General features: G+C 70.1%; 17 protein-coding genes. 6 read left to right on the top strand and 11 right to left on the bottom strand.

The features are described from left to right. Positions 1 to 120: 120 nt before the first annotated feature. Positions 121 to 3,135, top strand: a complete 3,015-nt coding sequence (locus ACFY3I_RS30485) for a glycoside hydrolase family 3 N-terminal domain-containing protein (RefSeq protein ID WP_390864325.1) — start codon at positions 121 to 123, stop codon at positions 3,133 to 3,135. Between the two features lie 41 nt (positions 3,136 to 3,176). Continuing rightward, positions 3,177 to 4,535: a hypothetical protein gene (locus tag ACFY3I_RS30480; RefSeq protein ID WP_390864324.1), complete on the top strand. Its 1,359-nt coding sequence runs from the start codon at positions 3,177 to 3,179 to the stop codon at positions 4,533 to 4,535. 1 nt (position 4,536) lies between these two features. Here ACFY3I_RS30480 and ACFY3I_RS30475 read toward each other — a convergent pair whose 3' ends face one another. Beyond that, positions 4,537 to 4,734, bottom strand: a complete 198-nt coding sequence (locus tag ACFY3I_RS30475) for a DUF397 domain-containing protein (protein ID WP_390864323.1) — start codon at positions 4,732 to 4,734, stop codon at positions 4,537 to 4,539. Next, a complete protein-coding gene (locus ACFY3I_RS30470) occupies positions 4,734 to 5,552 on the bottom strand; it encodes a Scr1 family TA system antitoxin-like transcriptional regulator (RefSeq protein ID WP_390864322.1) in 819 nt (272 codons plus the stop codon). Before ACFY3I_RS30470 ends, ACFY3I_RS30475 begins: the two co-directional genes overlap by 1 nt. Positions 5,553 to 5,664: 112 nt before the next feature. Here ACFY3I_RS30470 and ACFY3I_RS30465 point away from each other — a divergent pair, with 112 nt between their 5' ends. Both ACFY3I_RS30465 and ACFY3I_RS30460 read left to right on the top strand, forming a co-directional pair. Beyond that, complete coding sequence (locus ACFY3I_RS30465; protein ID WP_390864321.1) at positions 5,665 to 6,090, top strand: ATP-binding protein; 426 nt, start codon at positions 5,665 to 5,667, stop codon at positions 6,088 to 6,090. A gap of 63 nt (positions 6,091 to 6,153) precedes the next feature. Continuing rightward, positions 6,154 to 6,837 carry a DUF899 family protein gene (locus ACFY3I_RS30460; protein ID WP_390864320.1) on the top strand — a complete coding sequence of 228 codons (684 nt, stop codon included), beginning with the start codon at positions 6,154 to 6,156 and terminating at the stop codon, positions 6,835 to 6,837. Between the two features lie 177 nt (positions 6,838 to 7,014). On the opposite strand, the gene ACFY3I_RS30455 is transcribed toward ACFY3I_RS30460, so the two are convergent. Further along, positions 7,015 to 7,611 (bottom strand): YceI family protein, encoded by a 597-nt coding sequence (locus ACFY3I_RS30455; RefSeq protein ID WP_390864319.1) that lies wholly within the window; start codon positions 7,609 to 7,611, stop codon positions 7,015 to 7,017. 444 nt (positions 7,612 to 8,055) lie between these two features. On the opposite strand from ACFY3I_RS30455, the gene ACFY3I_RS30450 reads away from it, so the two are divergent. Next, the gene (locus tag ACFY3I_RS30450; protein ID WP_390864318.1) at positions 8,056 to 9,651 is read left to right on the top strand and encodes an acyl-CoA carboxylase subunit beta; all 1,596 of its coding nucleotides are present in this window, start codon (positions 8,056 to 8,058) and stop codon (positions 9,649 to 9,651) included. Positions 9,652 to 9,685: 34 nt separating this feature from the next. Continuing rightward, positions 9,686 to 9,883 carry an acyl-CoA carboxylase subunit epsilon gene (locus ACFY3I_RS30445; RefSeq protein ID WP_365289445.1) on the top strand — a complete coding sequence of 66 codons (198 nt, stop codon included), beginning with the start codon at positions 9,686 to 9,688 and terminating at the stop codon, positions 9,881 to 9,883. Positions 9,884 to 10,125: 242 nt separating this feature from the next. On the opposite strand, the gene ACFY3I_RS30440 is transcribed toward ACFY3I_RS30445, so the two are convergent. The 8 genes from ACFY3I_RS30440 to ACFY3I_RS30405 all read right to left on the bottom strand — a co-directional run bounded on the left by ACFY3I_RS30440 (position 10,126) and on the right by ACFY3I_RS30405 (position 20,909). Continuing rightward, positions 10,126 to 10,707, bottom strand: coding sequence for an ATP/GTP-binding protein (locus ACFY3I_RS30440; RefSeq protein ID WP_046729246.1), 582 nt, complete (start codon positions 10,705 to 10,707; stop codon positions 10,126 to 10,128). Next, positions 10,688 to 11,257, bottom strand: coding sequence for a DUF742 domain-containing protein (locus ACFY3I_RS30435; protein ID WP_365289444.1), 570 nt, complete (start codon positions 11,255 to 11,257; stop codon positions 10,688 to 10,690). Before ACFY3I_RS30435 ends, ACFY3I_RS30440 begins: the two co-directional genes overlap by 20 nt. Positions 11,258 to 11,353: 96 nt before the next feature. Beyond that, positions 11,354 to 11,767, bottom strand: a complete 414-nt coding sequence (locus tag ACFY3I_RS30430; RefSeq protein WP_005479603.1) for a roadblock/LC7 domain-containing protein — start codon at positions 11,765 to 11,767, stop codon at positions 11,354 to 11,356. A 10-nt stretch (positions 11,768 to 11,777) separates the two neighbouring features. Beyond that, positions 11,778 to 15,074, bottom strand: a complete 3,297-nt coding sequence (locus ACFY3I_RS30425; RefSeq protein ID WP_390864317.1) for a nitrate- and nitrite sensing domain-containing protein — start codon at positions 15,072 to 15,074, stop codon at positions 11,778 to 11,780. A 381-nt stretch (positions 15,075 to 15,455) separates the two neighbouring features. After that, on the bottom strand, positions 15,456 to 16,031 hold the full coding sequence (locus tag ACFY3I_RS30420; protein ID WP_046729249.1) for an ATP/GTP-binding protein: 576 nt from the start codon (positions 16,029 to 16,031) through the stop codon (positions 15,456 to 15,458). Next, positions 16,012 to 16,410 carry a DUF742 domain-containing protein gene (locus tag ACFY3I_RS30415; protein ID WP_019058642.1) on the bottom strand — a complete coding sequence of 133 codons (399 nt, stop codon included), beginning with the start codon at positions 16,408 to 16,410 and terminating at the stop codon, positions 16,012 to 16,014. The genes ACFY3I_RS30420 and ACFY3I_RS30415 overlap by 20 nt, the downstream gene beginning before the upstream one ends. A gap of 110 nt (positions 16,411 to 16,520) precedes the next feature. Continuing rightward, positions 16,521 to 16,934 carry a roadblock/LC7 domain-containing protein gene (locus tag ACFY3I_RS30410; RefSeq protein ID WP_121890767.1) on the bottom strand — a complete coding sequence of 138 codons (414 nt, stop codon included), beginning with the start codon at positions 16,932 to 16,934 and terminating at the stop codon, positions 16,521 to 16,523. Positions 16,935 to 16,943: 9 nt separating this feature from the next. Next, entirely contained in the window at positions 16,944 to 20,909 is a 3,966-nt protein-coding gene (locus ACFY3I_RS30405) for a nitrate- and nitrite sensing domain-containing protein (protein WP_390864316.1), read from the bottom strand. Positions 20,910 to 21,204 lie beyond the last annotated feature (295 nt).

The raw sequence follows: 21,204 nt of genomic DNA, 5'->3' as shown, positions 1-21,204 counted from the left end.
TCGCCCTTCCTGACGGGACGTCTTGACGGGGGTGCGAGCCGTTAGTTAACTCACGTCGTGATCTAAGCCATGAGTGAACTGTGAGAGCCCTGAGTGAACCAGAGAGTCGAGGGAAGGTCCATGCCAAGAACCGCCCTGCTCGTGTCCACCGCCCTACTCGCAGCCCTGATGCCCCTGTCGGCGGCCCGCGCCGCCGCCGACGACCCCGCCCCCACTCCGGTCGACCGCTTCGAGGGCGAGGTCCCCTTCGCCTCCCAGCCCGCGGACGGCATCTTCACCTGGGGTGGCGACAGCGACGATCCGCCCGCCCTCCAGTTCGCCGACCGGGCGGACGCCCCCGAGGGCGCCAAGGTCCTCTCCGGGACGTACGACATCAGCGGTTACGGCGGCTTCTCTCATGACTTCGCCGCCGCCGAGCCCGCCCACGACTGGTCCGCCCACAAGGGCATCCGCTTCTGGTGGGACGGCCAGGACAACGGCAAGAAGATCAACTTCGAGATCAAGGACGGCGGCGCCAACGGCGAGGCCTCCGAGCTGTGGACGACGTCCTTCACCGACGACTTCACCGGCTGGAAGCAGATCGAGATCCCGTTCACGGACTTCGTGTACCGGACCGACTACCAGCCGGTCGGCGGCATCGACCACGTCCTCGGACTGGACCGGATGTGGGGCTACGCGCTCACCCTCCCGGTCGGCGTCCAGGGGCGGTTCGCCATGGACGACGTGGAGCTGTACGGCAAGGCCGACCAGTCCCTGCGCGCCTCCGTCACCACGGACGCGGCCGTCTACCCGGTGCGGGAGGGCCGCACCGCCTCGGTGAAGGTCTCCGTGGGCACCACCGGCTCCGCCCCGCTCGACGAGCCGGTGACGGTCGCGTACGAGACGGCCGGCGGCACCGCCACGTCGGGCAAGGACTACTCCCCGGTCTCCGGCACCCTCACCTTCCCGGCCGGCACGGTCTCCGGCGCCACGCAGACCGTCAAGGTCCGCACGCTGGACGACCGGTCCGCCGAATCGGCCGAGACCATCCCGCTGAAGCTCACCGTCAACGGCGCCAAGGCCCCCGCCGAGACCCCGCAGGTCGTCGTCGACGCGCACGGACTGCCGTACCTGGACAGCAAGCTGCCCGTGAAGAAGCGGGTCGCCGACCTGTTGTCGCGGATGTCCCTGGCGGAGAAGGTCGGCCAGATGACCCAGGCGGAGCGCGGCGCCGTGGGCACCGGCGGCGACGTCGCCGCCTACGACCTCGGCTCGCTGCTCTCCGGCGGCGGCTCCACCCCCACGCCCAACACCGCGGCGGCCTGGGCGAAGATGATCGACGGCTTCCAGCTCCGGGCGCAGGCGACCAGGTTCCAGATCCCGCTGATCTACGGCGTCGACGCGGTGCACGGCCACAACAACCTGGCCGGCGCCACGATCATGCCCCACAACATCGGCATCGGCGCGACCCGCGACCCCGCCCTCGCCGAGGACACCGGCGCGGTGACCGCCGCCGAGGTCCGCGCCACCGGCGTCCCCTGGGACTTCGCCCCCTGCCTCTGTGTCACCCGTGACGAACGCTGGGGCCGCTCCTACGAGTCCTTCGGTGAGGACCCGGCGCTGGTGAAGTCCATGGAGACCATGATCCAGGGCCTCCAGGGCCGCGCCGACGGACGCGACCTCAAGGACGACGACAAGGTCCTGGCCACCGCCAAGCACTTCGTCGGCGACGGCGGCACCGTGTACGGCTCCTCGACCACCGGGTCGTACACGATCGACCAGGGCGTCACCAAGGTCACCCGGCAGCAGCTGGAGGACATCCACCTGGCGCCGTACCAGACCGCGGTGGACCGGGGCATCGGCACGGTCATGCCGTCGTACTCCTCGCTCGACATCGCGGGCGACGGCCTGGGCCCCGTGAAGATGCACGCCCGCGGCGACATGATCAACGGGGTGCTCAAGGGCCGGATGGGCTTCGACGGGTTCGTGATCAGCGACTGGAACGCCATCGACCAGCTCCCCGGCGACTACCCGGCCCATGTCGGCACGGCCGTCAACGCGGGCGTCGACATGATGATGGTCCCCTACAGCTACCAGGACTTCACCAAGACCCTCACCGACCAGGTGAACGCGGGCCGGGTCACCGTGCGGCGGATCGACGACGCGGTCTCCCGGATCCTCGCCCAGAAGTTCAGGCTGGGCCTGTTCGAGCACCCGTACGCCGACACCAGCGGCGCCTCGAGGATCGGCTCCGCCAAGCACCGCGCGGTGGCCCGCGAGGCGGCCGCCGAGTCGCAGGTCCTGCTGAAGAACTCCGGGGGCGTCCTGCCCCTGAAGAAGTCGCAGAAGGTGTACGTCGCCGGTTCCAACGCCGACGACCTCGGCAACCAGACCGGCGGCTGGACCATCACCTGGCAGGGCCAGTCCGGTACCCACACCACGGGCACCACCATCCTCCAGGGCATGAAGAACGCCGGGGGAGACGTCACGTACTCGAAGGACGCCTCGGCGCCGACCAGCGGATACGACGTGGGCGTGGTCGTCGTCGGCGAGACCCCCTACGCCGAGGGCGTCGGTGACGTCGGCAACGGCAACGACCTGGCGCTGACCCCGGCCGACCAGGCCGCCGTGGACAAGGTGTGCGCGGCCATGAAGTGCGCGGTGCTGATCGTCTCCGGGCGCCCGCAGCTGATCGGCGACCGGCTCGGCGAGATCGACGCCCTGGTGGCGTCCTGGCTGCCCGGCACCGAGGGCGACGGCGTGGCCGACGTGCTCTACGGGAAGAAGGCCTTCACCGGGCAGCTCCCGGTCACCTGGCCGAAGTCCGAGGCCCAGCTCCCGATCAACGTGGGCGACGCGGCGTACGACCCGCAGTACCCGTACGGCTGGGGTCTGACGACCCTGGCCAAGCCGTCGAAGGGCGGCGAGGCCACCCTGCGGGCGCTCGGCGTCGCGGCGAAGGCCGCGGAGCGGACGGGTGCCGACGCGGCGGGGCGGAAGCTGGTCGACAAGGCGCGGCTGCTGGTGCAGGCCGAGATCGGGCAGTCGATCACGGCGGCCGTCTCGAAGCCCTTCGCCGACGCCGACCACCTGCTGCTCGGCGGCAGGTACGCGGCAGCGGTGGAGAAGCTCGTGGAGGCCTACGAAGCAGCATAAGAAATGACTGGTTATGGGAGGCTTCGGGTAAATTGCGAAATATGAAGGCCGTGTCGCGGACCCGAACCCGAAGCCTCCCAGGCCTGCTGCTGGCCCTGCTGGTGATCGCCCTGACGGCGTTCGCCCCGCAGGCCACGGCGGCCACCGGTGTCTCGACCATCGCCGCGGCTCTCCGCAAGAGCCCGGTGTACGTGGACCCGGCGGCCGCCGCCCAGCTCTCCACGGCCGAGGCCGACACCCTGGCCCGGCAGATCAAGGACGCGAACAAACCCCTGTTCATCGCCGTCCTGCCGGCCGGCTACCCCACCGCGAACCTCTTCACCGACCTGCGCACCGCGACCGGAGTCACCGGCCTGTACGCCGTCCGGCTCGGCGACCGCTTCGACGCCCGCGCCGACTCCTCGGTGCTGTCGCGGACGGGCGTGCAGAACCTCGTCACCAGCGTCCAGGGCGAGCCCGTCTCCACCCAGCTGACCGACTTCACCGACCGCGCCCTGACCAACCTGGGCGGCAAGGCACCGGCCACCTGGGGTGGCGGCGACTCGGGCGGCTCCGGCGTCTCCAGCACCGCGCTGATCACGATCGGCGCGGTGGTGGTGGCCGGCGGGGCGGGCGCCTACGCCCTGACCCGCCGCAACCGCCGGCGCCGCGAGGAGGAGCAGCAGGCCGCCCTGGACCGGCTCCGGGTGGTCGTGGACGAGGACATCACCGCCTTCGGCGAGGAACTGGACCGCCTCGAATTCCATCCGGCCGAGCCGGGCGCCGACGACGCCATGCGCGCGGACTACGAGCGCGCGCTGAACGCCTACGACCAGGCGAAGCAGTACATGGCCGACGCCCGCAGACCGGAGGACGTCCGGGCCGTCACCCAGGCCCTGGAGGACGGCCGCTTCTCACTGGCCCAGCTCGCCGCCCGCCGGGAGGGACGCCCGCTGCCCGAACGCCGGCCGCCCTGCTTCTTCGACCCCCGGCACGGCCCCTCGGTCACCGACGCCACGTGGACCCCGGCCGGCGGCTCGCCCCGCGAGGTCCCGGTCTGCGCGGCCGACGCCACCCGGCTGGCCGACGGACGCGACCCGGCGATCCGCGAGGTCGACACCGACCAGGGCCGCCGCCCCTACTGGGACGCGGGCCCGGCCTACGGTCCGTGGGCGGGCGGCTACTTCGGCGGCGGCGTCCTCCCGGGCCTCCTCATCGGCACGGCCCTCGGCGGCTGGATGTCCGCCCCCGCCTACGGAGCGGACTACGGCACCGGATACGGCGACTTCCAGACCGGCGGCTACCAGGGCGGCGACCTGTCGGGCGCGGACTTCGACCCCGGTGACTTCGGTGACTTCGGCGGCGGCGGGGACTTCGGCGGCGGAGGCGGCGACAGCGGCGACTTCGGCGGCGGCTTCTGACCTACCGGTCCAGGTCGCCGACCGCACCTGCGAGGAAAGCGGTCCAGGTGACGGGGGAGACGGTGAGGTGAGCGGCGTCGGGGTTCTTGGAGTCGCGGATGTGGACGGCGGCGCAGCGCGAGGCGACCTCCACGCAGTTGCCGCCCTCGTCGCTGCTGTAGTTGGACTTGTACCAGGCAAGCGCTGCTGCAGTCTTCATCACTCTCCTAACAGTCCGTTCAGGAGGCGCACGCTCTCATCGGGTGAGAGGGCTTGTGACCGCAGCATTCCATACTTGTGGTGATAGTCGCTGACCTCGTCGGGATCCGCGACGAGCACACTCGCGCGGTGCACCTCCAGGTATGCGAGGCGCTCGAACTCCGGGGTTTCCAGCAGCAGCATGGGTCCGGCCAGGCCCGCGTGCGGCGCTCGGTCCATCGGCATGATCTGAAGGCTCATGTGAACGGGCTCGGTGTACTCCAGGATCCGGCGGACCTGTTCACGCATCACCTCCGGGCCGCCGACCTTCCGCCGCAGGACGCTCTCCTCCAGTACGAAATGACCGACGGGCGGCCGCTCCCGCTGCCAGACCAACTGCCGCTCCATACGCGCGCTGACCCATTGCTCGGCGGTCTCGCTTCCGATCGCCGGATAGCGGTAACCGAAGACGGCACGGCAGTAGTCCCGCGTCTGGAGAAGCCCAGGAACCACCTGCGTCTCGTACGACAGGATGCCGACCGCCTCCTGCTCGTGGTCGACCAGTCCCTGCGCGAACTGCACGATCCGTTCCCGCACCGGCATCCTCGCCACCAGCACGGCCAACGCCCCACCCGTCCCGAGCAGTTGGTCGAACTGCTCCGCACGGTCCGGCTGGAGGGCGAGCCGCCCCTGCTCGATGGAGCCGACCGTGTCCACGTGCACGTTCGCGCGTTCGGCGAACCGCTCCTGCGTGAGCCGTGCCTGCCTGCGGTAATGGGCTACCAGCGCACCGACCGCGTGCCACGAACCGACCTTCTGGGGCTTCCTCGCCACGTGCATGCGTGTCCCTTTCCCCCGCGTGCGCCCGAACCGCTCGTAGTGGACTCGTAGAAGTCAGAACTACGACCTCACTCACTGATCCATGATAGTCACTCACGGTGACACTCGTCTCATGAACCCGGACCTCCAACATCCGCACGTCCGCGAGGCGTTCTACCGTCGGGACCACAGATCCGTCGGCGTGGCCCGCGACTTCACGCGCCAGGGTCTGGCCGACTGGGGAGTCGGCCGACGGGCGGACGACGTGCTGCTCTGCGTGAGCGAACTGACCACCAACGCGGTACTGCACGGCGTGCCCCCGGGCCGCGGCTTCCGGCTCCGGCTGACCCTGCATCCCGACGGAGTGCTCCGCGTCGAGGTCCACGACAGCGGGCCGGGTGAACTCCGCTACGGAGACATGTCGCCGGAGTCCGAGCACGGCCGGGGCCTGCTGCTCGTCTCACTGCTCGCGGACAAGTGGGGGGTGGGGGAGCGGGAGCCGGGGAAGGTGGTGTGGTGCGAGTTCGCGGTGGGGTCCGGGCCCGTGCGGCGGCAGTGAACGCGGAGGGCGTCCTAGACTCGGAAGGACCGCCGAGGGGACCGCCTACCCCAGGAGGACGCGATGGTACGGCAGACCAGGCTGGCCGGGGAGTCCGAGGAGTACCTCGCCGCCCGGGAGCGGCTGCGGCTGGCCGAGGTCGGGCTGATGCGGCGGCGGGAGGAGGTCGCGGCGCTGCGGCGGGCGCTCCCGCCGGGGCCGGCCGTCGAGGACTACGTCTTCCTCGAAGGGCCCGGCGATCTCGGCGCCGGTGACACCCCGGTCCGCGAGGTCGCGTTGAGCGAGCTGTTCTCCGGCCCCGGACGGCCGCTGATCGTCTACCACTTCATGTACGGCAAGCTGCAGACCAGTCCCTGTCCGATGTGCACGATGTGGATCGACGGGTACGACGGCATCGCCCACCACGTGGCCGAGAACGCGGACTTCGTCGTCGCCGCGGCCGCCGGCCCGGCCCCCTTGCGGCGGTACGCCCGCGCCCGCGGCTGGCACCGGCTGCGGCTGCTCAGCTGTGGTGACAGCACGTTCAAATACGACCTCGGCAGCGAGGACGCGGATGGTGGGCAGGACTCCACGGTCTCCGTCCTCACCCGCGACGGCGACGGCACGGTCCGGCACGTCTACTCGGCTCATCCGCGCATGGCCGACGACATCCAGGAGCGCGGCATCGACCTGCTGACGCCCGTCTGGCACCTACTCGACCTCACCCCGCAAGGGCGAGGGGACTGGTACCCGGTCCTCGAGCCCTAGGACGGCTGCCGGCCCACTCCCTCCCCGCGGTGCGGCCATGACCGCGAGCGACACCGTGGACATGACCGAGCGCCCGGCCTCCGTACGAAAAGGGGGAGGACGGGCGCTACGGGCAGTGGCCAACGGCGGCCGGGCGTTCGGAGGTCGCGGGTGTCACCGCGATTCCGCGCCGCAGGTTCACGCGTTCTTGATCGCCGAGATGTCGAAGTTCAGCTTGATCTTGTCGGAGACCAGGACGCCACCGGTCTCCAGCGCCGCGTTCCAGGTGACGCCCCAGTCGGAGCGCTTGATCTCGGCCTTGCCCTCGAAGCCGACACGCTCGTTGCCGAACGGGTCCTTGGCCGCGCCGTTGAACTCCAGGTCGATGGTGACCGGCTTGGTCACACCGAGGATGGTGAGGTCGCCGGTGATGCGGTAGTCGTCGCCGCCGAGCGCCTCCGCCTTGGTGGAGCGGAAGGTCATCTTCGGGAACTCGTCCGTCTTGAAGAAGTCGGCCGACTTCAGGTGGCCGTCACGGTCGGCGCTGCCCGTGGTGATGCTGTCCATCACGATGTCGAGGGAGGCGGTGGACTTGGCCGGGTCCGAGCCGTCCAGGTGGAGCGTGCCCTCGAACTGCTCGAAGCTGCCCTTGACGTTGGTGACCATCGCGTGGCGGGCCACGAAGCCGAGCGTGGTGTGCGACGGGTCGATCGTGTAGTCGCCGGTCAGCGCGGCGGTGCCGGCGGAGGGGGCGGTCGTGGCGGCGTCGTCGTTCTTGCGGCCGAAGATTCCCATGGTGTGCTCCTTGAGGGGGACGGATCGCTGATGTTTAACGTTCAACGAACTCAACGACGCCCACCGTAGCCCCATTCCGTACAACTTTCAACATCATCGGTTCGCGTGTCGTGTTCATCACGGACCGTAACGTCGTTCGGGGTGGATCGCCACGCGGAGTGAGCGGGCGGGTCGGGTGCGACTACGCTCGGGGGGAGTGGGTGAGGCGGTGCCGGCACCCGCCGTCCGGGGGGCCCGTCACTCCGGGGGTGGTATCGACCGGCCACGAATGTGAGGCGTGTCTCAGGCTCCGCCTTTGTCGCACTCCTACAACACCATGGCCCCCTGAGCAGTCGGAACGGCTGCATGTTGTTCTGGTTCTGTTCAGTGCTTCCAGGAAAACGCGTCGGAGACTGTACGGAGTCGACGTCTCGCAATCCTTGGTGTCCTTCGTAAGGTCGCTACATGACCGTTTTGGAAGAGACGACGGGTGAGCCCACCGGCGAGCCGACGGACGCGCGCGGGCGGGTCGCCGAGCTGCATGAGATCCGTGCGGCGGCCGTGGCGGGACCCAGCGAGAAGGCGACCGAGGCGCAGCATGCCAAGGGCAAGCTGACGGCCCGGGAGCGCATCGAGCTGCTCCTCGACCCGGATTCCTTCCAGGAGGTCGAGCAGCTGCGCCGGCACCGCGCCGTCGGCTTCGGCCTGGAGGCGAAGAAGCCCTACGGCGACGGTGTCATCACCGGCTGGGGCACGGTCGAGGGCCGCACGGTCTTCGTCTACGCCCATGACTTCCGGATCTTCGGCGGCGCCCTGGGCGAGGCCCACGCCACCAAGATCCACAAGATCATGGACATGGCCATCGCGGCCGGAGCCCCGCTCGTCTCGCTGAACGACGGCGCCGGTGCCCGTATCCAGGAGGGCGTCTCCGCGCTGGCCGGCTACGGCGGAATCTTCCAGCGCAACACCAAGGCGTCCGGCGTCATCCCGCAGATCTCCGTGATGCTCGGCCCGTGCGCCGGCGGCGCGGCCTACAGCCCCGCGCTCACCGACTTCGTCTTCATGGTCCGCGAGACCTCGCAGATGTTCATCACCGGCCCGGACGTCGTCAAGGCGGTCACCGGCGAGGAGATCACCCAGAACGGCCTCGGCGGCGCCGACGTGCACGCCGAGACCTCCGGCGTCTGCCACTTCGCGTACGACGACGAGGAGACCTGCATCGCGGAGGTCCGCTACCTCCTCTCGATGCTGCCGCAGAACAACCGCGAGAACCCGCCGCGGGCCGAGTCGACGGACCCCGTCGACCGCCGCAGCGACGTCCTGCTGGACCTGGTCCCGGCCGACGGCAACCGGCCGTACGACATGACCAAGGTGATCGAGGAGATCGTCGACGACGGCGACTACCTGGAGGTCCACGAGCGCTGGGCGCGGAACATCATCTGCGCGCTGGCCCGGATCGACGGCCAGGTGGTCGGCATCATCGCCAACCAGCCGCAGGTGCTCGCCGGTGTCCTGGACATCGAGGCCAGCGAAAAAGCTGCGCGCTTTGTCCAGATGTGTGACGCTTTCAATGTTCCGATCGTCACCTTCCTGGACGTACCGGGCTTCCTCCCCGGCGTCGACCAGGAGCACGGCGGGATCATCCGCCACGGCGCGAAGCTCCTCTACGCCTACTGCAACGCGACCGTGCCCCGGATCTCCCTGATCCTGCGCAAGGCGTACGGAGGTGCCTACATCGTCATGGACTCCCAGTCGATCGGCGCCGACCTGACCTACGCCTGGCCGACCAACGAGATCGCGGTCATGGGCGCCGAGGGTGCCGCCAACGTGATCTTCCGCCGGCAGATCGCCTCCGCCGAGGACCCCGAGGCCATGCGGCAGAAGATGGTCAAGGAGTACAAGGCCGAGCTCATGCACCCCTACTACGCGGCCGAGCGCGGCCTGGTCGACGACGTCATCGACCCGGCCGAGACCCGCGAGGTGCTCGCCAGGTCGCTGGCGATGCTCCACACCAAGCACGCCGACCTGCCGTCCCGTAAGCACGGCAACCCCCCGCAGTAATCCTGCGGAAACCTCTCTCACGGAGACTGAATCCATGAACGCTGACATTCGCGTGGAGAAGGGCAACGCGGACCCGGAGGAAGTCGCCGCCATCACGGCGGTCCTCCTGGCCCGTGCGGCCGCCCGCCCGGCCGCGGACACCGAGCAGACCCACCGGGGCCGCCCGAAGGCCGGCTGGCGCCGTCTGGAGCGCGAGAACGGCTTCCGCGCCCCGCACAGCTGGCACGGCTAGGGCCGGGCCGCTCTCGGCCGACGCTACGCACGGAGAAGGGCCCCTCTCGCTCGAGAGGGGCCCTTCTCCGTACGCGCCGTCGCGGCGCTCAAGAAACCGAATCGGGCCCCTTCGAGGAAGGGGCCCGGGGACGCGCCCCTTCAGGGGCGCTGGGGGTCCCCCGCCCGAAGGGTGGGGGAGGAACTGCGCGACAGGCCACGATCCACCCGCAGTCGGCGTGCGACCGTGGCGGCCCGGTGGAACTACCGAAGCCGCGCCATCAGAGCGTGCTCCACGAGAGTGATCAGCGCCGACTTCGCATCGGCGCGGTGCCTCGCGTCCGTCGTGATGATCGGGGTGTCGGGGCCGATCTGGAGCGCCTCGCGGACCTCTTCCGGGTTGTACGGCTGGTTGCCGTCGAAGCCGTTGAGGGCGATGACGAAGGGCAGACCCGAGTTCTCGAAGTAGTCGACCGCGGGGAAGCAGTCGGCGAGACGGCGGGTGTCCACCAGGACGATGGCGCCGATGGCACCGCGTACCAGGTCGTCCCACATGAACCAGAAGCGGTCCTGTCCGGGCGTGCCGAACAGGTAGAGGATCAGGTCCTGGTCCAGGGTGATGCGGCCGAAGTCCATGGCGACCGTGGTGGTCGTCTTGTCCCCGGTGTGTGTGAGGTCGTCGATGCCGGCAGACGCGGACGTCATCACGGCCTCTGTGCGCAGCGGGTTGATCTCCGAGACGGCACCGACGAACGTGGTCTTGCCCACGCCGAAGCCGCCCGCCACCACGATCTTCGCGGAGGTGGTGGAGCGGGAAGGACCGCCGCTAGAGCTTGCGAAGTCCACTGAGCACCCTTTCGAGCAGTGTCACGTCTGGCTGGCCACCGGCGTTCTCGTCGCCGCCGGGCTGATGGATGGCGACCAGGCCCGCCTCCGCCAAGTCGGCGACGAGGATCCTGGCCACGCCGAGAGGGATCGACAGGAGGGCCGAGACTTCGGCCACCGACTTGATCTCACGGCAGAGGTTGCAGATCCGCTGATGCTCGGGCAGTTGGCCCTGCATCTGGTGCGGCTGCGCGGTGGTGTGCACCAGTGCCTCGATGGCGAGCTGGTACCGCGGGCGGGTCCGGCCGCCGGTCATGGCGTACGGACGCACCAAGGGGTTGTTCGACCCCGAGGCCGGTGCCGGCTCGGGGCGGCGCTGCGGCTGCACCGGCTGGATGCGCGGCGCCGGCGGCTGGTCGTACGGCGAAGGGCCGGGGCCCTGCGGCGCGTACGGCTGCCGGTGGCTGGGCGTGGAGGGGAAGTTGTACCGGTTCGCGGAACCGTCGCCCTGACCCTGTGCCGGGCCGTACGACCAGTTGCCGTTATTCGAACCGTTTGGGGGTGTTGCCACTTTCTCTCCTCCTCCGACCGTGCCGGGCACCCATCCCTGTGGAGCCGCGTCCCGAAACCTTACGGCCCCGGGACGTGAAAACGCACCGTCTGATTGTTAGTTGAGAAGGCTTCCCTGGAGTTCCGCACGCAGATCCGGGGTAAGAACCGTGCCGGCGCGGTCGACCAAAAGGGCCATCTCGTACCCAATCAGGCCGATGTCGGCCTCCGGGTGGGCCAGAACGGCCAACGAGGAACCATCGGATACGGACATGATGAACAGGAATCCCCGTTCCATCTCCACAACCGTCTGATTCACACTGCCGCCCTCGAAAATCCGGGAGGCGCCTGCCGTCAGCGACGTCAGACCGGAGGCGACGGCCGCGAGCTGGTCGGCGCGGTCGCGGGGGAAGCCTTCGGACATCGCCAGAAGGAGTCCGTCGGCGGAGACCACCACCGTGTGGGACACCCCCGGGGTGTTGTCCACGAAGTTGGTGATCAACCAGTTCAGGTTCTGTGCCGCCTGGCTCATCGGGCTCACACTAACGCTCCTGGTTGTAGGTGCTGTCAGGACCACTGTGCTGATTTCTAGTGGCCTGGCCGTTCGTTTCACTGCCTGCGTCACGTCCGCGCTGGACGCCTCTGCGCAGGTTGCTCAGCCTGCCCCGGATGTCCTCCGGGGCGCGGGAGACCTGGGGGCCTCCCTGGGGGGTGTTCTCGGCGGCTCCCTCGACCAGGTTGGCCTTGGGAACCCGCCTCGGCAGACCGGAGGAAGTGACTCCGCCCGCCTTGGGCCTGCGCAGCTGCGAGGCCTGCTGCCAGCGCTCGTCGTTCGCCGAACGCCAGTCGCCGTCACCGTTGGGCTCCGGCGCCGGAGCCGCCGGAGCCGAGGCCGCGGACGGAGTCTGTCGCGTGGGAGCCGCGCCGTTCGGGCCGCCCGATCCACGGCGGGGGAGCCCGGCGTCGGTCAGATGGTGTCCGGCGGCGGGGGCCGCTCCCGGACGGTCGAAGCCTACGCGGTTCCGCTCGTCCACGTCACCGGCCTGCGCGGATTCCGCTTCCGGAGCGTACTGGGCCGGGAAACCGTTCTGGTAGCCGGCCTGCGACTGTCCCTGCTGCGGCCAGTCGTCCTGGTAGGGCTGCTGCTCCCCGAATCCCCGGAAGGAGTCGGAGGCGGCGGGTGCGGCCGCCGGCTCTTCCTGGACCGGTTCCGCATAGCCCGGCTCCGGATAGCCGCCGTTGGTGGCGAAGGCGTCCGGCGAGAACGGGTCGCCCTGCGGCAGGCCGCCGTTCGGCGCGTAGTACTGCTCGTCGTACGCGCCCTGCGGCTGCTCCTGGTACTGCTGCCCGGCGTCGAAGTCCGCGGGCCGCTCCTGGAAGCCGGTACCGCTGGTGTCGTAGCCCTGCTGCCCGTTGTCGAACTCGTCCACGTACGCGGGGATCTCGGCGGTCTCCGGAGGGGCTCCGGGGAGCTGCCCGGCGTGCGGGGGCTGCGCCTGGGCCTCCAGGGCCGCGCGGCGCTCCTCGCGCATCAGGGAGCGGCCGACGGGGTCCAGGTCGCGGATGTCGTCGGGGACCTCCACGTAGGCGCTGTCGTCGAAGCCCAGCTCGGCCGCCGTGCGCATCGGCTGGAGCTGCGGCTGCTGGCTGAAGTTCTCAGCCTGGAACTGCTGCTCCGGGATGATCTGCGAGACGGTGAACTCGTCGCGGTCCAGCGGCTGTTCGCCACCGCCACCATGCGTGATGGCGTCCGGCAGCATGACCAGCGAGGTGGTGCCGGCCTGCTCACCGGAGGGCCGCAGCTGGACCCGGATGCCGTGCCGGTCGGAGAGCCGGCCGACCACGAAGAGGCCCATGCGCTGGGAGATCGCGGCGTCCACGGTCGGCGGGTTGGCCAGCTTGTGGTTGATGTCCGCGAAGTCCTCGGCGGTGAGGCCGATGCCCTTGTCGTGGATCTCGATCATGATACGGCCGTCGGGGAGCCGGGTCGCGGTGACGCGGACCTTCGTCTGCGGCGAGGAGAACGTGGTGGCGTTCTCCAGGAGCTCGGCGAGCAGGTGCACGAGGTCGGTGACCGCGCGGCCGTGGATCTCGGCCTCCGGGACACCGGAGAGCTCGATGCGCTCGTACTGCTCCACCTCGGAGGAGGCGGCGCGCAGCACGTCGACCAGCGGGACCGGCTGGTCCCAGCGGCGGCCGGGCTCCTCGCCGGCGAGGACCAGGAGGTTCTCGCCGTTTCGGCGCATACGGGTCGCGAGGTGGTCCAGGCGGAAGAGGTTCTCCAGCTGGTCCGGGTCGGCCTCGTTGTTCTCCAGGTCGGTGATCAGGGTCAGCTGGCCCTCGATCAGTGACTGGTTGCGGCGCGAGAGGTTGGTGAAGATCGCGTTGATGTTGCCCCGCAGCAGGGCCTGCTCGGCGGCGAGCCGGACGGCCTCGCGGTGGACCTGGTCGAAGGCGCGGGCGACTTCGCCGATCTCGTCGGTCGAGGTGATCGGGATCGGCGCCACCCGGGTGTCGACCCGGCCGGGGTCGGTGCGGGAGAGCTGGTCGACCAGCATCGGCAGGCGCTGCTCGGCGATGCCGAAGGCGGCGTTGCGCAGCTGGCGCATGGAGCGGGACATCTGGCGGGCGACCATGCCGGCCAGGATGAACGCGGCGAGCAGGGCGACGACGACCGCGGCACCGGTGATGAACGCGGAGGTCTTGGCGTCGTCGGCGATACCGGACGCCTCGCTCACCGCCTTGTCGGCCATGTCCGACTCGATGGTGCGGTAGGCCTGGTACTTGAGGGTGTTGACCGTCCACCAGTTCTCGGCGGTGATGCCCTGGGTGGCCAGCGCCTGACGGGTGCCGGGGTCGGTGTCCTGCAGCGTGGCCAGCGCCTGGACCATGGCGTTGTCCTTGGTCGGCGGCGGCACGTAGTTCGGGTCCTTGGCCTTGGCCTGCTGCACCAGGGCCGCGCCGTCGTCCTTCGTCTTCGTCTGCAGGTCGCTCAGCTTCTGCGCGTCCGCCTCGGTACCACCGCCGAGGTACTCCTCGACGGCGATGCCCTCGAGGTAGGCGTAAGAGGAGAGGGCGACCCGCTGGCTGGCCAGGTTGCCGGCGTCGGGGCCGGGCTTGATCAGCAGGTGCATGCCGATCGAGCGCTCCAGCGACAGGGCCGCCTTGGTGAGCGAGATGGCGTAGACGGTACGGCCGTAGGAGGTGATGTTTCCGGTGCCCAGACCGAGCTCGTTGGCGAACTCCATCAGGGGGTGGGCGATCGCGGTGTACCCCTCCTCGGTCTGCACACCGGTGAGATTGGTGGTGTACGCCGCGGCACGGAGGTCGGCGAGCTTGGGCTCGGTCTTGCGGAAGAGCTTCAGCCGGCGTTCCAGGCCCGCTTTCTGGGGCATGTTCTGCGCGGCCGCGTCGAAGGCGTCGGCGGCCTTGTCGGTCTCCGCGCGGGCGTCGGTGACGATCGCCTTGTCCTTGGCGTCGCCCTTGGCCAGCAGCAGCGGAGCCGCGGTGGTGTCACGCTCGTTGTAGAGGGCGTCGCCGTAGTTCAGGGCGGCACGCACCAGGCGCGCGGTGTTCTCCGCGTCCTGGGCCTCGTTCCAGGTGTCGATCGAGCTCTTCACCTGGAAGCCGCCCATGACCAGACCGACGACCACGGGTATGAGCAGAATCGCGTTCAGCCTGGTCGGCACTCGCCAGTTCCGCGGGGAGAAACGGCCGCCGCTCTTCGCGGGTGCGGCCGGTGGTTCCGCGGCTGGCACAGGGGTGGGCGCCGCAGCGCGCGGCGGCGGGGTGAAGTTGCCCCGTGCCGACGGCTCGGGACCGTTCTTGCTTCGCCTCACTCGACCAACAACCTCTCGGCGGCGGGCACCTATCGTCGTGCCGCAGTCTCTCAGAGCCCGGTGTGTCGCAGACCACTACTCAGTACGTCCTTGACTATTGGGCAGTTCAGGCATTCCAGCATGGGGTCCTGCGCACTTCCAAACAGCGGAAAGCAATGATGTGCGCTCTTGTAAGGCCCAGATAAAACGGTCATAAAGAGCGAGCCCCGCCAAAAGGCGGGGCTGTTGTGAGCGCAGCGGCACCGTGCGACCGCGACGCGTGGCGATACCAACCGATTCCTCTGCCGAAACGTTATGAACACCGGAGCCGACCGTGTCAAAGGCCACAGCCGGCTCCGGTTTCCGTACGACAACTGCCGTACACGACGTACGACTTGGGTGTTACCGCAGTCGTGCCATGAGCGCGTGCTCCACCAGTGTGATCAGCGCACTCTTGGCGTCGGCGCGGTGCCGGGCGTCCGTGGTGATGATCGGCGCGTCCGGCCCGATCTGCAGTGCCTCGCGGACTTCCTCGGGCGTGTAGGGCTGGTGCCCGTCGAAGCCGTTGAGGGCTATGACGAACGGCAGGCCGCTGTTCTCGAAGTAGTCCACCGCCGGGAAGCAGTCGGCCAGACGCCGGGTGTCCACGAGCACCACCGCGCCGATCGCACCGCGGACGAGGTCGTCCCACATGAACCAGAAGCGGTCCTGGCCGGGCGTGCCGAACAGGTACAGGATCAGGTCCTGGTCGAGCGTGATACGTCCGAAGTCCATGGCCACCGTGGTGGTGGTCTTGTCCCCGGTGTGGGTCAGGTCGTCGATGCCCGCCGAGGCGGACGTCATCACGGCCTCCGTGCGCAGCGGGTTGATCTCGGAGACCGCTCCCACGAAAGTGGTCTTGCCGACGCCGAAGCCGCCCGCCACCACGATCTTCGCGGAGGTGGTGGCCCGACCTCCGTCAGAGCTTGCGAAGTCCACTGAGCACCCTTTCGAGCAGCGTCACGTCAGGTGCGCCACCGTTGTTCTCGTCGCCGCCCGGCTGGTGGATGGCGACCAGGCCGGCCTCGGCGAGGTCGGCCACCAGGATCCGGGCCACACCCAGCGGCATGGCGAGCAGCGCCGAGACCTCGGCGACCGACTTCACCTCACGGCACAGGTGGCAGATGCGCTGGTGCTCCGGGAGCAGCCCCATGAGCGCTGCCGGGTCGGCCGTGGTGCTGATCAGCGCCTCGATGGCGAGCTGATAGCGCGGCCGTGTCCGGCCGCCGGTCATCGCGTAAGGACGTACCAGCGGCTGGTCGCCCTCGTCCCCGTACGGCTCCGCGTACGGATCATGAGAGGCGGTGGGCGGGGTCATCGTTCCTCCGGGCGGGACAGCAAGTCGGTCAGTCGTGCCGTCGGACGTGGCCGGTGGGGGGATTGTGGCGGCCGGACGGTGATTTGGTGAGGCGGGTTGGATCCGGGCTGTCAGTGGAGCAGACTGCCTTGCAGTTCGGCACGCAGGTCGGGCGTGAGCACCGCCCCGGCGCGGTCGACCAGGAGCGCCATCTCGTAGCCGACGAGGCCGATGTCGCACTCGGGGTGGGCCAGGACCGCGAGGGACGACCCGTCCGAGATGGACATCAGGAACAGAAAGCCGCGTTCCATCTCGACGACCGTCTGCGCCACGTCGCCGCCCTCGAAGATCCGGGATGCCCCGGCCGTCAACGAGGTGAGCCCGGACGCGACGGCCGCCAGCTGGTCGGCGCGGTCGCGAGGGAAGCCTTCGGACATCGCCAGAAGGAGGCCGTCGGCGGATACGACGACGGTGTGGGACACACCCGGGGTGTTGTCCACGAAGTTGGTGATCAACCAGTTGAGGTTCTGTGCCGCCTGGCTCATCGGACTCAACTAACGCTCCTGCTGGTGAGTGGGGCTCGGGAAGCTGCCGGTCTGCGGGCCGCCGGCCTGCCGACCCTGCGCGATACCCCGACGGAGATTGGTCAGCCGGCCACGGACGTCATCAGGCGCACGCGAGACCTGCGGACCGGTGTGATGCTGCTGCTGCTGAGCCGTGCCCGGGACGAGGTTGGCCCGGGGTACCCGGCGCGGCAGACCGGAGGTGGTGACACCGCCCGCCGCCGGCTGCCGTACACGCTCCGCCTGCCGAACGAGATCGTCGTTCGGGGAGGTGCGCCAGGCCGCCTGCGCGGGACGCTGGGGGGCCGCGGCGGCCGGGGCCGGCGGCTGGGCAGGAACGGACGGGATCGGCGCCGAGCCGTTTCCGTGGCCGTTGCTCTGCTGCTGCTGCTGCTGCTGCTGCTGCTGGTGGTGCTGCTGTTCCTGCTGCGCGCCGTGGAACCAGTTGGTCTCCAGCGTGTCGTACAGCGGGGTACGACCGTCACCGGGACCGCTGGCCGGCGGCAGCGCCTCGGGCTCCTGACGGACCGGCGGGACCGGCGGACGCTGGGCCGCGCCGAAGTCCGTCCCGCGGCCGTTGGTCGCCGGACGCTCGTACTGACCGGTGTTGTGCTGACCGGTGTTGTACTGGCCGTTGGTGTGCTGGCCGTTGGTGTGCTGGGCGTTGCCCGCGTAGCCGTTCTGGTGGCCGGGCAGGGCGTGCTGGCCGGTGGAGCCGTTGTCGTAGCCCTGCGGGGCGGGGAACTGACCGGTGGCACCGTTGTCGTAGGCCTGCGGGGCCTGCGGAGCGGCGAACTGGCCGGTGTTCTGGGAGCCGCCCTGCGGTCCGCCCTGCCCGCCGAAGACGTCGGAGCGGACGAACTGCCCGGAGTCCTGCTGGCCGTTCAGGTTGGGACGGGGGAAGGACCCCGTGTCCTGCGGTCCGTTCATGCCCGGACGGGGGTACGAGCCCGTGTCCTGCTGGGCGTTGAAGTCGGGGCGCGGGAAGGATCCCGTGTCCTGCGGTCCGTTCATGCCCGGACGGGCGTACGAGCCGGTGTTCTGCTGGCCGTTCGGCAGGTTGAAGTCCGGGCGGGGGAACTCGCCGGTGGACGACGGCCCCTGCGGGATCGCCGGCATCTGCGAGGTGCCGCCCAGGTCCTGCCGGTCGTCGATGCGAGGCATCGGCGCGGTGTGGCCCGGGTCCTGCTCGTCGTGTCCGCGCGGGGCGTCCATCGAGGCACGGGAGACCGGCGGCTGGGCGTTGTCGTCGCTCCAGCTGGGCCTGGCCTGCGGGTTGCCGCCGGGCAGCTCGGCCCGCGGGCCGCCACGCGGCGGCAGCTGGGGCTGGCGGCCCTGGTCGGAGCCGGAACGCTGCGGCGGGACCGCCCCCCGGTTGCCGAACGCGTCCTGAGCGCCGAAGGAGTCCTGCCGGTTGCCGAACGCGTCCTGGTCGCCGAAGGCACCGCCGGCCGGCCGGCCCTGCGGGGAACCCGCCTGGCCCTGCTGACCGCGGGCACCGCCGGGGCGGCCGCCGTTCGAGCCCGCGCCGGGCAGCGCGGCCCGGGGACCCTGACCCGCGCCGACCTGGCCGCGCGGAGCCGAACCGGCGCCGAGGGCGCCACCACGCGTGCCGGCCGCGGCGGCACCGCCGCCGAGAGCAGGGGCGGGGGCACCGGCGCCGAGCGGAGCACCGGCCTGGCCGTTGCCGCGGCGGGCGGCGGCCGCACCGGCCGAGGCCTGCGCGACGGCCGGACCGCCGGACTGTGCCGGGGCGCCGGGCTTGCCGGGAGTGGGCTTCTTGCCGCCCTGCGCGACGTCGACGGGGAGCATGACCAGCGCGGTCGTGCCACCGGAGTCGGAGGGGCGCAGCTGGATGCGGATGCCGTGGCGCTGGGACAGCCGGCCGACCACGAACAGACCCATGCGGCGGGAGACCGAGACGTCCACGGTGGGCGGCGAGGCGAGCCGCTCGTTGATCGCCGCGAGATCCTCGGGGGAGAGACCGATACCCGTGTCGTGGATCTCGATCAGGACGCGGCCGTCGGGCAGCGCGTGACCGGTGACCTTGACCTTGGTCTGCGGGGAGGAGAACGACGTGGCGTTCTCCAGCAGCTCGGCGAGCAGGTGCACGAGGTCGTTGACCACGCGGCCGGCCACTTCGGTGGTCGGCACGGCGGCCAGCTCGATGCGCTCGTACTGCTCCACCTCGGACGCGGCGGCGCGGAGCACGTCGACGAGCGGGACCGGGCGGGTCCAGCGGCGTCCCGGCTCTTCACCCGCGAGGACGAGGAGGTTCTCACCGTTACGGCGCATACGCGTCGCGAGGTGGTCGAGCTTGAAGAGGGAGGACAGCTGGTCCGGGTCGGCCTCGCGGGACTCCAGTTCGGAGATGAGCGAGAGCTGACGCTGGATGAGGCCCTGGGAGCGGCGCGAGAGGTTGGTGAACATCGCGTTGACGTTGCCCCGCAGGAGGGCCTGCTCGGCGGCGAGGCGGACCGCCTCGCGGTGCACGTCGTCGAAGGCCGCGGCCACCTGGCCGATCTCGTCCCGGGAGTGCACACCGACCGACTCCACGGACGTGTCGACGTCCTGCGGGTCGGACTCGGACAGCTGCTTGACCAGCTCGGGCAGCCGGTCCTGGGCGACCTTGGTGGCGGTCTCCTGGAGGCGGCGCAGCGAGCGGATCATGGAGCGGGCCACGATGAAGGCGCCGACCAGCGACACGCCGAGGACGAGCAGGATCAGCGCACCGGAGATGATCGCTTCCTGCTCGGAGGAGGACCGCAGCTCGCGGGCCTTCTGCTCCATGTCCTCGAGCAGCGTGTGCTCGATCTTCTTCATCTGTTCGATCTTGGTCGAGCTCTCGTCCACCCAGTCGGGGTAGGACCGCTTGGAGAGCTCGGTGAGTCCGTTCTGGGCACCCAGCGCGCGCTTGGCGTAGGTGTTGGCGGACTCGATCGTCGGGTTGTTGTCGTCGACCGGCTTGAGCAGCTCGGCCGCGTTGCCCGCGTAGATCTTCCGGAAGATCGTCAGTTCGGAGGTCTCGCTCTCCTGAGCCGACTCGCCGTACAGGCGGTCGTTCTCGGAGAGCTTTCCGAAGGTCGTGGGCTGGGCCGGCAGGGCCGCGGCGATGACCGCTCGCTGGACCGACGCGTACTCCTTGGCGGTGGAGAACGCCGCCAGGGCGCGCGTGCGCTGGATCATCTCCGGGTTGCTGGAGGCCTGCGCCATGTCCTGCGAGAGGTCGATCAGCTGGGTGATCAGCCGGTGGTAGGCCTCGACCGTCTGGGTCGAGTTCTCGTTCTGCTGGTACGCGTCCTTGCGGATCTTCGCCAGGTCGTCCAGCTGGCCGGCCAGACCGACGAGGGTGTCGCGGACGCCCTGGAGCTGACCGTTCTTGCTCGCGGCGTCGATCTGCTCCGAGGCGTTGAGGAAGTTCTCGCGGGAGCGGTCGGTCTGCTTCTCCAGGCCCTCGACGGTGGGGTTCGTCCCCGTGTGCGCGAGTGGACCGGCCGCCTTGTCCCGCTCGTCCTGGAGCGCGGAGGCGAGCTCGGTGGCCTGCTTGGTCATCTCGGTCAGCAGCTTGATGTTGTCGAGCTGCTGGATGCTGTCGAGTGACTGGTTGATGCGGACCGCGCCCAGCGAGGTCGCCGCCACCACGGGGAGCGCGAGCAGCGACACCAGGCGCGTGGAGATGCGCCAGTTGCGCAGGGCTATGCGCGGGCCGGGGTTGGACGAGCCCGCCGGGGGCTTGATCGTGGGTGTCGGTGTGGCGGTCGACTGGGAGCCCGAGGATCCCGAGGCCGTCGAGGACGCCGACACGGCAGGGCGCCCGGGGCGCTCGCCGCCGTCACCGCCGCCGGCCGGGGCCGGGCCCGGGTTCTGGGCGTGCTGGGGCGAGGAACCGCGGTCGGTCCCGCCGTGCGCCTCCGGCTCCGCCGAAGCGCTGCCATCCCTCTTGAAACGTCCCTGCACTAGCGTCGCAACCTCTGGACCAGGCGCCCCTCCGCTGAACGGAGAGACACGGTGTCGGCGTTGATAGGGGGAGCGCCCTGAATGCACGCCCCCTGTTGGTCTTGAGTGTGACCGGCGCTGGCTCCCCCTGTCCCGCCGCCGCCCGGCGCTGCGTTGCGCCCCCTGCGCGCCGGCTGGATCCCGCGGCGGTCCGTGGAATTCCAGCACAGTGCCGGATCTCCAACAAGGGCCGTGGACCGAGCTGTGACCTCCGTGACAGCCCGTGAGTGACACGTTACGAGGTGTCGAAGTCGAT

The sequence above is a fragment of the Streptomyces sp. NPDC001068 genome (genome assembly GCF_042897315.1).
Lineage (GTDB): Bacteria > Actinomycetota > Actinomycetes > Streptomycetales > Streptomycetaceae > Streptomyces.
Note: the sequence above shows the minus strand (reverse complement) of the source record. Positions and strands in the feature narration are given on the sequence as shown.